10 protein-coding genes are annotated in these 14,707 nt (G+C 52.5%); 2 read left to right on the top strand and 8 right to left on the bottom strand.

Features of this window, described 5'->3' with window-relative positions; all coding sequences use genetic code 11:
• Window positions 1–4: 4 nt before the first annotated feature.
• From GC101_RS15130 to xylA, 3 genes are all read right to left on the bottom strand, one after another.
• Window positions 5–1,561: a response regulator transcription factor gene (locus tag GC101_RS15130; RefSeq protein WP_171717912.1), complete on the bottom strand. Its 1,557-nt coding sequence runs from the start codon at window positions 1,559–1,561 to the stop codon at window positions 5–7.
• 383 nt (window positions 1,562–1,944) lie between these two features.
• Window positions 1,945–3,441, bottom strand: coding sequence for a xylulokinase (xylB, locus tag GC101_RS15125; RefSeq protein ID WP_171717911.1), 1,497 nt, complete (start codon window positions 3,439–3,441; stop codon window positions 1,945–1,947).
• 452 nt (window positions 3,442–3,893) lie between these two features.
• Complete coding sequence (gene xylA / locus GC101_RS15120) at window positions 3,894–5,213, bottom strand: xylose isomerase (protein ID WP_171717910.1); 1,320 nt, start codon at window positions 5,211–5,213, stop codon at window positions 3,894–3,896.
• 456 nt (window positions 5,214–5,669) lie between these two features.
• Between xylA and GC101_RS15115 the strand changes: the two genes are divergently transcribed.
• Both GC101_RS15115 and GC101_RS15110 read left to right on the top strand, forming a co-directional pair.
• Window positions 5,670–6,830, top strand: coding sequence for an ROK family transcriptional regulator (locus tag GC101_RS15115; RefSeq protein ID WP_171717909.1), 1,161 nt, complete (start codon window positions 5,670–5,672; stop codon window positions 6,828–6,830).
• 229 nt (window positions 6,831–7,059) lie between these two features.
• On the top strand, window positions 7,060–7,260 hold the full coding sequence (locus tag GC101_RS15110) for a hypothetical protein (RefSeq protein ID WP_039308602.1): 201 nt from the start codon (window positions 7,060–7,062) through the stop codon (window positions 7,258–7,260).
• A gap of 100 nt (window positions 7,261–7,360) precedes the next feature.
• On the opposite strand, the gene GC101_RS15105 is transcribed toward GC101_RS15110, so the two are convergent.
• From GC101_RS15105 to GC101_RS15085, 5 genes are all read right to left on the bottom strand, one after another.
• A complete protein-coding gene (locus tag GC101_RS15105; RefSeq protein ID WP_171717908.1) occupies window positions 7,361–7,810 on the bottom strand; it encodes a GNAT family N-acetyltransferase in 450 nt (149 codons plus the stop codon).
• An 87-nt stretch (window positions 7,811–7,897) separates the two neighbouring features.
• Window positions 7,898–8,131: a glutaredoxin family protein gene (locus GC101_RS15100; protein ID WP_039308604.1), complete on the bottom strand. Its 234-nt coding sequence runs from the start codon at window positions 8,129–8,131 to the stop codon at window positions 7,898–7,900.
• Window positions 8,132–8,213: 82 nt separating this feature from the next.
• On the bottom strand, window positions 8,214–9,155 hold the full coding sequence (trxB, locus tag GC101_RS15095) for a thioredoxin-disulfide reductase (protein WP_042217706.1): 942 nt from the start codon (window positions 9,153–9,155) through the stop codon (window positions 8,214–8,216).
• 198 nt (window positions 9,156–9,353) lie between these two features.
• Window positions 9,354–11,321: a heavy metal translocating P-type ATPase gene (locus GC101_RS15090; protein ID WP_171717907.1), complete on the bottom strand. Its 1,968-nt coding sequence runs from the start codon at window positions 11,319–11,321 to the stop codon at window positions 9,354–9,356.
• 909 nt (window positions 11,322–12,230) lie between these two features.
• Window positions 12,231–14,705 (bottom strand): GH36-type glycosyl hydrolase domain-containing protein, encoded by a 2,475-nt coding sequence (locus GC101_RS15085; RefSeq protein WP_171717906.1) that lies wholly within the window; start codon window positions 14,703–14,705, stop codon window positions 12,231–12,233.
• Window positions 14,706–14,707: the final 2 nt, after the last annotated feature.

Below are 14,707 nucleotides of genomic sequence, written 5' to 3'. Positions count from 1 at the left end.
GATATTAATTCTCTTTGCGGTAGGCCGACGGGGATACTCCGACATATTTGCGGAACTTTGCATTAAAATAATCGGAGTTCATATACCCGACCCGCTCTGCAACCTCATAGACCTTCATGCCTTGGGTCAGGAACTGCTTGGCTTTCTCAATTCTGACTTTATCCAGATACGTGTTGAAGTGTTCTCCCACCTGATTCTTGAACATTTTGCCCAAATACGCGCTATTATAGTTGAAAATTTCGGAAAGCGAGCCCAGCTTCAAATTCTCATTATAGCGGCGCTGGATCAGGTCCGTGATCCGCTTGATTTCATCTCCGCGCCCGCCGCTGCCGATCAGCCCGGAAATTTGCTCCATATAAGCTGATACCAGCTGCTCCACATCATGCAGGTTAGCACTGCTGTACATTTCACCCATAGGCGAGGCTTGACCGGCAATCAGTGGACGGATGTCCGGATTCGCTGCCTCCAGGCGGGCAATGGTACTGCTGACAATCCGCATCAGGTTATCCTTGATATAAGTTTCTTCGCGCCGGGCATGAACCAGCTGGCGGACGATTTGCCCTATAAGCCCGCGGGCCACCTCACCGCTTCCGGCCTCAACCGCAAGCAGCAGCTGTACCTCCACATCCCGCTCCGGGTCCGGCTCCTCCTCGAATTCCCCGGTCCTCTTCACGGGTTCATTCCAGTTATCCGGCTTCCCGCTGAGCAGCGTGTCCTTCTGCCCGAAAAAAGCATCGTCCAGCCGGGCACGTGCTGTGGCGAACGACAGGAACGCCTCTTCCGGGCTGCCCGCTGCACCGCCTGCTGCGGCCTGAAACTCCAGTCCTTCCTTCGCTGTAATATAATGCAGCTCCTGCCATAGCGACTCCCGGGCACTGTCATTTGCAAGCGGTTCCTTCAAAAGAATCCCCATATACGGGGGAAGCGTGAAGAATAAGCCGCGCTCTTCCTCCTCCAGCCAATGCCGCTCCATCAGGCTCTTCACCTGTTCCTCACGGCTGTCCTCCCCTTTGTTAAGCCCTTTCAATTCCAGCAAGATCACTTCGCAGCTGCATCCTTCAAGACCCAGCTGAGCCGCAGCCTCTGCGGAAGCCTCTCCGCCTTCCTTCGGCTGCAGCAGCTCGCGCAGCAGCACTTCGGCGGTCTTCGCCGGCTCCCCGGACTGCCATTCGATCATCCGTTCTTCCAGGCTTATCTTCTCACGCAGCTCCTGCAGATAGGTGATCAATTCCTCCTCATCGACCGGCTTAAGCAAATAACCGTCGATATGGTAGGCAATCGCCCGTTTGGCATATTCAAAGTCGGCATAGCCGCTAAGAATCAGCACATGGCAGTTAGGGCTCTCTTTGCGGAGCTCGGAGATCAGTTCCAGACCGTCCATCCCGGGCATGCGGATATCAGCAATCACAAGGCCGGGCGCGAGCGCATGGAACTTGTCCAATGCTTCGTATCCGTTCGCCGCTGTTGCCACTACGGTGTATCCCTCTTCTTCCCAGGGGATCAGCGTCCGCATCCCTTCTCTTAGCTTGGGCTCATCATCTACAATCAGTACTTTGATCAATATGGGTTCACCCCCTCATTTAAAAAGAAAACAGCTGCCACCCTGTGAGGAATGGCAGACATTAAGTGCTGGATATACGACTGTATTGATTGAACTAGAGATAATTTCAATGGAGACTGCGGCCGTAACTGCGTGGATTTTGAACTTCCGGCCGCTGCCCGTCTGCAGATTTCTTGATTTGTACCGCTGTTCGCGGTTGAAATCCGCAGACTGATGATGCTTCCGGAGCGAGCTTTCCTGCGGAAAGCTTTCAGGCGGACGCTACCGCTCCTACAGTTTCAAAATCCACTCCGTCACTCTCATCTTCTTATTGTCTTTTAATACTCAAAATTATACAGGTGGTTATTTAACTCTTTATATGATTGTTTATATTTTACACTAAATTATTTACGATACAAAGCCAGCTTCTCATTCAGCTCGCGGGTCTGGCCGTAAACTTCCTGATACAAGGCGAAGATTCCGTCGTAGATTGCAGCCTGCTCTGCATTAGGAGTGTAGGTTTCAGCCGGACGGATGAAGGCTTCCGCGCACGCTCCCAGCGATTCAAACCAGCCGGCACCGTAAGCAGCGAGCATCGCCGCGCCCATCGCCGGACCTTGCTCACTCTCCAGCTTGATGATCGAAGCGCCGAAGATATCGGCCTGCATCTGCAGCCAGGCTTCATTCTTGGCGCCGCCGCCGATCGCCACCACCTCGGTGATCTCTTTGCCGGATTCACGTACAATCTCAATCGATTCACGCAGCGAGAAGGTGATGCCTTCCAGCACAGCGCGTGTAAAGTGGGACAGTGTATGGCCGGAATCCATTCCGATGAAGCTGCCGCGGATGTTCGCATCCGGATGCGGTGTACGTTCTCCGCTGATATACGGTGTGAACAAGAGGCCGCTGCTTCCGGCCGGGATTTCTTTTACGCCCTGGAGCAATTCGTCGAAGCTCTTCTCAGCGGCAAAAGTCTCCTTGAACCAGGTCAGACTGTGGCCCGCCGCCAGTGTAACGCCCATGATATAGAAGGCATCCTTCTCACTATGGTTGAAGAAATGGACTTTGCCTTCAAGGTTAAGATCCTTGTTGCTCTCATAAGACAACACGACTCCGGAAGTCCCGATACTGCACATCGTCCGGCCTTCACCCAGAATTCCGGCACCGAGTGCGCCGCACGCATTGTCTGCACCACCGGCGAACACCTTGGTGGAAGGCAGCAATCCGGAAGCTTCGGCAATCTCCGGAAGCAGGGTTCCGGTCTGCTCGAAGGATTCCACAAGTCTAGGGCAGATAGAGAGCGGCAGACCGAAGGCTTCGGCAATCTCCGGGCTCCACTCCTTGGAGCCTACGTCGAGCAGCAGGGTTCCGGCTGCGTCTGAATAATCCATAGCATAGTCACCGGTCAGGCGGTAACGCACATAATCCTTCGGCAGCAGGAACAGCTCAGCCTGCGACATTACCTCCGGCTCGTTCTCTTGAACCCATAGAATCTTCGGAAGCGTGAAGCCTTCCAGCGCGCGGTTTCTGGCAATTTCGATCAGCTTGCCGCCAAGCGTCTTCTCAATCTTGCGGCACTGGGCTGTTGTGCGTGTATCGTTCCACAGGATCGCCGGACGCAGAGCCTTACCTTCGCCGTCAACGAGCACCAGTCCGTGCATTTGACCGGAGAAGCTGATTCCGTCCACTTGCGAAGAATCTACACCGGATACCTCCATCAGCCGCTTCAGGCTGACGATTGTTCCTTTAACCCAATCCTCCGGATTCTGCTCACTCCAGTTCGGCTGGGGTCTGCTGAGCGGATAAGCCTCAGAGTGCTCGAACGCAACTTTGCCCTGGGGATCTACCAATACAGTCTTCACTGCGCTGGTTCCGAGATCGACACCGATTACATATTTCATAGTTATCCTCCTAAAAGTTATATGAAGCATTACTTCTATTGGAACATCTCCGCAATATAACTTGCCTCGTAAGCATAATCTTAAGTTTTGCGAGCTTCTGCTTCCTGAATTCACTTCAAGCAAAACTCGCTTCGTAAGCATCTGCTTAGTTATATGAAGCATTACTTCTATTGGAACATCTCCGCAATATAACTCGCCTCGTAAGCATAATCTTAAGTTTTGCGAGCTTCTGCTTCCTGAATTCACTTCAAGTAAAACCCGCTTTGTAAGCATCTGCTTAATTATATGAAGCATTAACCCTATTACTGAAGCCTGTGCATCAGCCATTCTCCGCCTTACACATCTATTCTCCACCAATAAAAAGGGGCTGCCGAAGAATGCTCTCTTCAGCAACCCCCGTTGCGTTTATCCTCTGATGAATCTGCGGCAGCTGCCGCAAATCCGGTGAAGTCTTACTCTACTGTCAGGATGTACTGGTTAAGTGTAGCTCTCAGCAGTTCCTGGCGTCCGGACTTGTTCGGACGCGGGTTTTCGTTGTTCAGTGCATAGTCAGCAAGCGAAGCAAGTGTCGCTTTGCCGGATACGATGTCCGCGCCGATACCTTCATTGAAGCTGCTGTAACGATCAGCAATGAAGTTCTCAAATACGCCGTCTTCCAGCAGCTTAGCAGCTACCTTCAGACCCTTAGCGTATACGTCCATACCGGAGATGTGTGCCAGGAACAGATCCTCAGGCTCGAAGGACGGACGGCGTACTTTGGAGTCAAAGTTGATTCCGCCTTTGCCCAGACCATCGTTCTTCAGTACTTCATACAGAGTAAGGGTAGAATCGTAGATGCTTGCAGGGAATTCATCGGTATCCCAGCCGAGCAATGGATCGCCCTGGTTCGCATCAAGCGATCCCAGCATGCCGTTGATACGGGCTACGTGCAGCTCATGCTCGAACGTATGGCCGGCCAGTGTAGCATGGTTAGCTTCAAGGTTCAGCTTGAAGTGCTTATCCAGGTTGTACTTCTGCAGGAATGCGATACAGGTTGCTGCATCGAAGTCATACTGGTGTTTGGTAGGCTCTTTCGGTTTAGGCTCGATCAGGAACTGGCCATCGAAGCCGATTTCCTTAGCATAATCAACAGCCATGCTGAACAGGCGGGCAATGTTGTCCTGCTCAAGGCTCATATTGGTGTTCAGCAGCGTTTCGTAACCTTCACGGCCGCCCCAGAATACATAGTTGTCAGCGCCCAGACGTTTACCAACTTCCAGACCTTTCTTCACTTGTGCAGCAGCGTGTGCGAACACATCAGCGTTGCAAGTGGAGCCTGCACCGTGCATGTAGCGCGGGTTGGTGAACATGTTAGCTGTGTTCCACAGCAATTTTTTGCCGGAAGCCTTCATGCCTTGTTCAAGGATATCTACGATTGTATCGATGTTGCTGTAGAATTCACGCAGGGACGCGCCTTCAGGAGCGATGTCCACATCATGGAAGCAGTAGTACTGCAGATCCATCTTCTCCATGAATTCGAATGCTGCTTCTGCACGGGCTTTCGCCTTGTCCAGTGTGCTGAGCTTATCCCAAGCGCGGACTGCAGTTTCAGCGCCGAACGGATCGGAACCGCCAGCTGTTAATGTATGCCAATATGCCATTGCAAATTTCAGGTGCTCTTCCATAGTTTTGCCGGCAACGATTTCTGTAGGGTTGTAGAATTTGAATGCGTAAGGGTTAGTGGAACGGCTTCCCTCGTAAGAGATCTTGCTCACTGTTTCAAAATAAGCCATTTGTAAAATCCTCCTCGATATTTTGCTTCGCCCGCAAGCGTTTACAGCAACATCTTAACACATCTTTTGGACTTTGTATATTGGTTAAACAAAGTTTTTGAGAACTTTTATTTTACCTGTTTTTTATTCTGTGCCGGGCAGAGCTGCCTCTCTCTTCTCCCTTGATTTTCACCTGATGATGCTGAACATAAAGTACCCTCCGGCAGTGCAGCCTATGCGTATAACTGTAATTTCCCCGCCTCACCCGGACGTTAATCTAGTTGCTTTTTGCCGCTCTTCATTCTAGACTAAATGGCATACCTTCTCCGCGTAAGCGCTGCTTCATGGCTTATTGCATTACGTATGCGGGAAAACCGAAACCTATAAGCACCGCCCTGATTGAGTGCCTTCCTCATTGTTATGTGCCGTACTCAGCAGGCCGGATAGTCTTATATTTCAAAAAAGGAAGTGTGCTTCTTGAAAGTTACCGGTGATCAGGCGCTGGTCAAAAAAATCAACAAATCGATTATTTTACATACGATCCGTATGCAGTCCCCTGTCTCCCGGGCCAAGGTGTCCGAGATGACAGGCCTTAATAAGGCCACGGTCTCCAATCTTGTCGCCGAGCTCTGCGGGCAGGAGCTGGTTACCGAGGCCGGTCCCGGAGAATCCAGCGGGGGACGCAAGCCGCTTATGCTGCATTTCAACGAAATGGCCGGAAGCGTTATCGGGATCGAGCTGCGTGTTAAACAGCTTAAGGCCGTGCTCTGCAATCTGGGAGGCGGTATTCTACATGAACGGGATTGTGCGCTGGAGGCCCACGACTTCCCTTATGTACTTGGGCAGATGCAGCAGATGATCTCGGAGCTGATTGCCGAGGCACCTCCTTCGCCCTATGGCATTGTCGGCATCGGAGTCGGCGTGCCGGGAATGGTGGATGAACACGGAGTCGTCCTGTTTGCACCCAACCTTGGCTGGGAAATGGTCGATCTGCGGTCGATTCTGGAAAGCGCCTTCGCGGTTCCGGTCACCATTGACAATGAAGCCAATGCCGGGGCACAAGGAGAGCTGAACTTCGGGGCGGCGCGAGATGTGCGCCATCTGCTGTATATCAGCGCTGGTTCGGGGATCGGGTCCGGAATCATCATCGGCGGAGAATTGTATAAGGGTGCACGCGGATACGCCGGGGAGACCGGGCATATGACGATTGAGGCGGAAGGCAAGCCCTGCAGCTGCGGCAGCCGGGGCTGCTGGGAGCTCTATGCTTCGGAGAAAACGTATGATAATCCCGGCCTTTCCCTGCCTGCCCGCACCACGACCGAACTGGTGGCGTATGCGCTGGAGGGGCAGCCGGATACCCTGCGCCATTTTGAATCCATCGGGGAATATCTGGGCATCGGAGTCACTAATCTGATCAACAGCTTCAATCCGGAGCTGATTGTCATTGGGGGAGCTCTGTCTGAAGCCGAACCGTGGCTGGGCGAGCCGCTGCGCCGGGTAGTAGCCGAGCGTACGCTTCCTTACCACAAGCAGCAGCTTGAGATCACTTTCTCCAGGCTGGGCAGCCGCGGAACGTTGATTGGCGCAGGCTTTTCTGCAGTCATGCACTTTCTCGGCAACATCCGGGTAACCCTATAGACATGTTGACAAGTAGAAACGGGTGCCGTCCTTTTTTTAGGAGGGCACCCGTTTTAGAGAGAAATAGAAGGATGATTTTAGCGTAGAGCATATAAGCTCTTATATTTTCGTAAAATTGCCGCATTTGCAGCCGCATTTCCTGCACTAAAAGGAATAGCAATCCTATATAATAAGGATATACGTGTGACATTTATCACCATACCCCTTTTTCTGAATGGAGAGAGCGTCCATGACCTATGTTGATACGTCAGATATTTCGGCGAAGATGTTCATCACCGTGCTGCTGCTGCTGCTTATTATCGCCCCACTCATCAGCCTTGGCGTCCTGCGCCTGTTCCAATCAAGGAAGAAATCCGGATTCATGCTTATTAGCAGCGGCATTGCCGTATATGCTGTTTTTCAAATTGTCATGTCGTTTACTCATACTTAGCCTAGCGGCCTCCAAACGGGGTTCACGCTTGCAAGACAGCGATATCTTGTATCCTTCTCATGTATCTGTTTTAGCAGGAAATACAAAAAGCAGCCTGGATTCAATGACTGCTTTTTGATATATCCGTTGTTCCCCTGGTGCGCAGTACACACTCAAACCGCTCAACCCCCGGATATTTTTCTCCCAGACTGTGAATCTCAAACCCTGCCTTGCTATAAAAGCCTACCGCATCCTGATCCGTTTCTGCCTTCAGCAGCTCTACCTGCTCCCAACCGGAAATTTCTGCGATCATGTTGCTGCCAATCGTGCGTCCGCGCCAATTCTTCTGGACAGCCAGATGTCTGATCTCCACCTCATGTGCAGCAGCGCAGCTGATTCCTGTGATTCCGGCCAGTTCCCCGTTAATGAAGCAGCCAAACAGCTCACAGCCCTCCGCAGCAAGATATCTCTTCAGCTCTTCATTAACCCTGTTATCATCTGCCCACATACATTCTGCTAGCAGGCTCTTCACCGCATCGCTGTCCCAGTAATTCTTTAAGCTAATTAACAATTCCCTCTTCTCCTCTCATTCAGGACAACGAAAAACCGCCTCCGGAGGGAAGCGGCTAATGTATTCTTTTCTGTCCGGTCTGCTATGTTAAATCGTAGCCAAAGCCTTGTCGAACTTGGTTTTGTTCATGCCGACGATTTTGAACTCACCGATAACCGTAATAGGAACAGCTCTCATGCCCATATCCCATACCTGCTGTGCATAATCATCGTTCTGCTCGATATTGCGCTCCTCGTAGGCTACCCCTTTATCGTTCAGGAAGCTCTTCACCTGACGGCAATGCGGACAATTGGTTGAAGTGTACACAATTACATTCTCCATAGTATGATTTCCTCCTAATGTGTAAGTATAAGAATCTGTGATCTATTGTAGCACCGGAGTGCCTTCTATTCCAAATGGAATCTTACAGAATAACCGCGCTGTGCTCCAGGCTCTCGATATATTTCTCGGCATCCATCGCCGCCATACAGCCGCTGCCTGCAGCCGTAATCGCTTGTCTGTAACGGGTATCCTGCACGTCACCGCAAGCAAACACGCCGGGAATATTCGTCTCGGAGGTTCCGGGATTCGACACAATGTAGCCGTTAGCATCGGTAGTAATTTGTCCGCCCAGGAAAGAAGTATTAGGATGATGGCCGACAGCTACGAATACACCGCTGGCTTCAATAAATTCTTCTTCACCGGTCTCATTGTTAATGACCTTCAAGCCCGTCACACCTTTGTCTCCGGCAATCACTTCAACAGGCGTACGGTTAAGTCCCCAGGTAACTTTGGCATTATCGCGTACACGGTCCTGCATAATCTTGGAGGCACGCAGCTCTTCACGGCGGTGCACCAGGGTTACTTTTGACGCGAATCTTGTCAGGAAGCCTGCTTCCTCCAGCGCCGAATCGCCGCCGCCGACAACCACAATTTCTTTGCCGCGGAAGAAGAATCCGTCACAGGTTGCGCAGGTGCTGACACCGCGTCCGATATTATCCTGCTCCCCGGGAATCCCGAGATATTTCGCTGTAGCACCGGTGGAAATAATCAATGTATCTGTAACCAGTGTACCCATGCCTTCAACATTCAGCTTGAACGGACGTTCGCCCAGCTCTACACTGTTCACCCAGCCGGTAACGAACTGTGCTCCGAAACGCTCAGCCTGCTTGCGCATATTGTCCATCAGATCAGGACCCAGAATACCTTCCGGGAATCCGGGGAAGTTCTCGATCTCTGTTGTAGTTGTAAGCTGTCCGCCTGGCTGCGGACCTTCGATAACGAGCGGGTTCAGGTTCGCCCGGGCCAAGTATATGGCAGCCGTCAATCCGGCCGGTCCAGTACCTACAATAATTGATTTGTACATGATTATATCCTCCTTGAGATGGACGGCAAAGACGCCATTTCTTAATTAAAATTATTATAATGTAGTATTTATTATGATCATCTCAAGGGAATATGTCAATATGCCAGACACGGTGTAAACGTTCCTATTTTGTGAACAATTCAATTTTAAGCAATTAAATATTTGGCAGGTTCGGTGAAACGGCCTTTCCGGCTTTTTTTAGCGCAACAGACGCAGCCCGTTAAGGATTACAAGAATAGTGCTGCCCTCATGGCCCACCACGCCAAACGGCAGCGCGATCCCCTGTACAAAATTGCTGATCATCAGTGTGGCGATTACGGTCACGGCAAAAATCATATTCTGCTTCACAATCCGCTGTGTACGGCGGGCCAGGGCAATCGTAGAAGCAATCTCCTCGATATTATCGTTCATCAGCACCACATCGGCAATCTCCAGCGCAGCTCCGCTGCCTTTCATGCCCATCCCCACACCGACCGTTGCTGTAGCCAGCGCAGGCGCATCATTAACACCGTCACCAACCATAATTACATGGCCGTATTGTTCACGGAGCGCTTTGATATGCGATACCTTATCTTCCGGCAAAAGACCGGCGAATACCAGGTCCACTCCGGTCTTCCCGGCAATCACCCGTGCGGTGGCCTCACGGTCGCCGGTAAGCATCGCTACCTTAATGCCCAGCTCCTGCAGCTTACGTACTGCTGTCTCTGCCTGGGCGCGCACGGTATCCTGCAGCGCAATCATTCCGGCGATTGAATCTCCGGCGAGAATCAGCGACACGGTCTTACCTTCCTGCTCCAGCCGGCTGCGCAGTGCTCTCCAGTGTTCCGAACCCTCCTGCGGTACAGCGCCGTCCACATCATCCAGCAGATTAGACTTGCCGATCCGCCACAGCTGGCCGTTAATGGTTCCCTCAATGCCCCAGCCGGTAATTGATTTACTCTCTTCAATGGTATGCAACTCTACCTGCTCAGCTTCAGCAAGCGCAACAATGGCTTCCGCCAGCGGATGACCGGACAGCTTCTCAATCGAAGCACTGACGGCCAGCAGCTCTTCGCGTCCGTAGCCTTCTCCGGCGATGAAATCCGTGACCTGCGGAACCCCTTCCGTCAATGTGCCTGTTTTGTCAAAAGCAACTACGGAGGTACGCGCCATATTTTCCAGGTGGACCCCGCCCTTGAACAGAATCCCTTTGCGCGCACTCTTCGAGATGGCCGACAGCATGGCCGGCATAATGGAGGATACGAGTGCACACGGAGAAGCCACTACCAGGAATACCATTGCTTTATAGAAGGTATTATTCCAGCTCCAGTCCAGCAGAAACGGCGGCAAAGTGATCAACAGGGCCGTTGACGCTACTACAACACGGGCATATATGGATTCGAGCCGTTTGATGAAACGCTGAGAATCCGGCACCTCATTCTCTGCTTCTTCGACCATCCGGATGATCTTGGCGAACAGGGTATTCTCTGCCGATTTGGTAACTTCAATATATAGCGGGCCTTCGCCATTGACTGTACCGGCGAACACTTCACTTCCGGCTGCCTTGTCCACGGGAAGCGATTCTCCGGTAATGGACGCCTGATTGACGGAGGATTCCCCGCGGCATACCTTACCGTCAGCAGGGATAAGCTCACCGGGACGGACCAGCAGCAGATCTCCGATGGCCAGCAGATCAATCGCCACCTCATTCATTGCCCCCTGCTCAATGCGTACGGCCGTGGCCGGTTTGAGCGCCAGCAGCGAGGAAATGTCCTTCTTGCTGCGCTCCATTGTGTAGCTCTCCAGCGCTCCGCTCAGCGCAAAGATGAAGATAAGCATCGCGCCTTCATTCCAGTAACCGATGGAAGCTGCGCCGAGAGCCGCGGCAATCATCAGCAGATTGACATCCAGGTCACGCTCCTTGACCAGCGTCTCTACGCCTTCCTTCGCCTTGATCCAGCCGCCTATCGAATAGGAGATCACATAGAGAATCACGGATATTGTCTCAGACCAGCCGCTGGCCGCCCAGGCGATGAGCATCATCAGCCCGCTTCCAAGCGCTGCCTGCATTTCGGTATTTGAGATCATCGCCAGCGGATCGAAGCGGCGCGGCTCCGGCGTCCGCGGCTGCTTAGCGCCTCCTTGACGCGCGACGGATTTGGGCATTTGTTTCGAGGTTGCTTGCATTATAAATCACCTTCCTGATTGTAGTTGTATAAGAGGCACACTTGAGAATGAGAGCCAAAATGAGAACCATTATGCGCAACTGAGAATGGGAGCCGAATGAGAACCATTATGACTCGACTGAGAATGAGAGCCATTATTAAGACCCTTAAAATGACACATGCTGCCCCGGCTTAGCCGGGACAGCATGTTAAATGAGAATGATAATCATTGTTGCGATAATGCAACTATATTTCCTCAATGCAACTTATAGCTATACTATATCACGCCCGGCGTAAAAGTAAACCCGGAAACAAGCCTGTTTTTTCGGAGGGTTGACCACCACCTTGAGCAAAGCCCGCGCGCCGGTTGGGGAATGTTTTGAGGGAAGCTTTGCGGAAATTACGGAGGCTGCTGAGAATGGCGCTGGTGATGCGAGCGAAAGGTGTGTGGAGTTTGCATAAGCCGGCTGCTGAGTGCTGTTATGAGAGACCGCCCATATGATGCTACATAGTGTGAACTTAAGTATCCAACTTGTTGCATGTGCGGAACCCTTGGGTAGCAAGGGGTTCATCCATCGGCAGGTCATCATTCTTAGGTTCAGCATATATAAGTGGAAAAACGTATCTTAATTCGGACGAATGGAGTGATTTCAAGCAAGCAATTGGAAAAAAGGCATTTAATTCAGTTCATTTACCTTCATGTAGCTCATACGCAGCGATTTAAGTGCTGTTTATCCAACTGCTGTTTCAGCAGACGCTCTTCGTTCATCAGCAAGTGGAGAAAATCCAACTGCTATTTCCGGCCGCCGCAGCATCCCGTGACGGAGAATTTGAGGATAATTTCTATTTCGAGGGATAAAAAATGCCCGCCATAATTCTGCTGGTGCAGCTGGCGGGACACTTTTGAGTATGCATTAAGCTCTGCCTATAACTATAGTAGAACCTCCACTTTCACCGAGCTACGATCCGGATAGACAGGCACTACCGTACCTGCCAGCAGTTCACCGTCAACACGGATTTCCTTGACGCCTGTGCAGACACCGCTCTCGTTCTTCACGGTAATCTCATACAAGCAGCCGCGGAATCTCCGGGAAACGGAGAAGCCCTCCCATGAAGAAGGGATGCACGGGTTAACCGAAAGTCCGCCGAGTACGGGCTTAATGCCCATAATATACTGCGTAGCGGCTACATACATCCACGCAGCAGTTCCGGTCAGCCAGGATACATTCGCCAGCCCGAATCTGTCAGATTCCGGTCCGAACAGGTTGGAGGCATAGACGTACGGTTCCGCTTTATAGCGCCATAATCCGGCTTGCTCCATCGCAATATTAGGAATCAGCTGGCGGTAATATTTGTAGGCCTGATCTCCTCTGCCCAGCATGCATTCCGCAATAATCGCCCAGGTATTGGCGTGACAGAAGACAGCTCCGTTCTCGCCTGTCCCCTTGTTGTAATTGGTCAATGGATCTGCAGGATCGGGGAAATTGGTGATGGACGGGTGCAGCTTCTTAATGCCAAGCTCCGTATCCAGAATGTCGCGGACACTGTCCATGGCCTGGAGCGCTTTATCAGGCTCTCCCATGCCGGACAGGGTCGCCCAGGTCTGGGCGTTAAGCCAAATCTGGGCTTCGTCATGCTCAGCGGTGCCCAGATAACGGCCGTCATCCATGACTGCCCGCCGGAACCATTGGCCGTCCCAGCCCAGCGTGTTCACCAGCCGCTTCTGCTCCTCGTACAGCCTGTCATAGTCCGCCGCATGCTCCGGATGACCGGCTGCCGCCGCGAGATCCTTCATGCGCAGCAGCACGGTTCCGAACTGCATCGCCGTCCAGATGCTCTCCCCTCTGCCCTCACGGCAGACGCGGAACAGCTGGTCATTCCAGTCCGAGCGGAGCATCAGCGGGAAGCCGTTCGGCCCCAGCCGGGAGACGGTGAAGTCTACCGCACGCTTCAAATGATCATACAGCGGCGCTTCCCCGCCATCATAGAAAGGCAGACTCTCCTGCAGGAATCCGGCATCGCCGGTCTCTGCGAGAATATCCCATACGGCCAGCGCCGTCCACAGGTGGTCATCCGAGTGAATACTGGTCACCGGGTCCCAGCCCTCATTCGGGAAAAAGTAATGATTCACATGCCCGTCCTGATACTGCTGCCCAAGCAGCAGGCGGACCTTGTCTTTGGCCGCCTCCGGATCTAATGGAGCTACGGCCAATATATCCTGCGCAGTATCCCGGTAGCCTACTCCACGGAATGTCCCCGTAGCATAGAACGAAATATTGCGCGAGAAGAGAAAGTTCCGCTGCGACTGATACGGATTCCAGATATTGATCATGCGCTGCGCATCTTTATCCGGCAATTCACAGTTCCAGGCGCCCAGATAGCTGTCCCAGTTCTCCTTAAGCGCCGCAAAGGAACGGGTGACGAAATCCGCCTCCCGGGAATGGCCGATGGCCTGTTCGATCTCAGCCTCATTCATCGCCGTCCCCAGGAAGAAGTTCACGGTACGGGTCTCGCCGGGCTGCAGCCTCACTTGAACCTGCAGCGCTCCGCAAGGATCTCCGCCAAGTATTGTCGAGCCGGTACAGCCGCCCTGCTCGACCGCAGCCGGATTGGATTCACTGCGGTAGCTGCCGATGAATTCCTCCCGGTCCCCGTCATAACCGGCCAGCGGCGCATCCGACATCATATAGACCAGCGGCGTCTCATCCGGCTTAGGCTGATTCTCAACTCCGTACTTGTAGATAAGGGCTTCCTTGTCATGATACTGCACCGACACCTGATGCTTGTTGTAGCATTGCCATTGCAGCTCGCGCATGAATTCCATCATGCCAAACTCGGCATAGGCATACACGTTCAGCTCCTTGACCTCTGTACTATGGTTAGTCAGCGTCAAATTCCAGATCAGCGAGTTCTCGAAAGGTCCGACAAAATAAACGGTCTTTGCCGAAACTTCATCCTGCGCGGCTTCAAAGCGGGTATACCCCATGCCGTGGCTGCTCTTCCATTCCTGCGGCTTCTGAAAAGCCGGCTCATAGGTAGGGCACCAATAGCTGCCCGTCCCGGCATCCTGCAGGTAAATATAAGGCCCGGAGCGGTCGGTCGGCAGATGAAAGAAACGGTAGCGTGTAATCCGCCAGATCTGCGGAGATTTATAAAAGGCTAATCCGCCGCCCGCATGGGACAGCATGGTATGGAAGGTGCCGTTGGATAAATAGTTCAGCCATGGGGTCGGCATATCATGGCGCTTGAACTCTACCTCCTTTGCGTCATCGCGGAAGGTGAAATATTGGTCCAGCTCCTGCTCGCGGGCAAACGCGCTGCCCCCGGCTGCCGGCTTTGCAGCCTTGTTACTCTGTGTGCGGCCGGAATGGCCTGCCGGATGGATTGTTCCCGGTTGCTTTGTCATTA

The sequence above is a fragment of the Paenibacillus phytohabitans genome (genome assembly GCF_013141775.1).
Taxonomy (GTDB): Bacteria; Bacillota; Bacilli; order Paenibacillales; family Paenibacillaceae; genus Paenibacillus_AQ; species Paenibacillus_AQ phytohabitans.
Note: the sequence above shows the minus strand (reverse complement) of the source record. Positions and strands in the feature narration are given on the sequence as shown.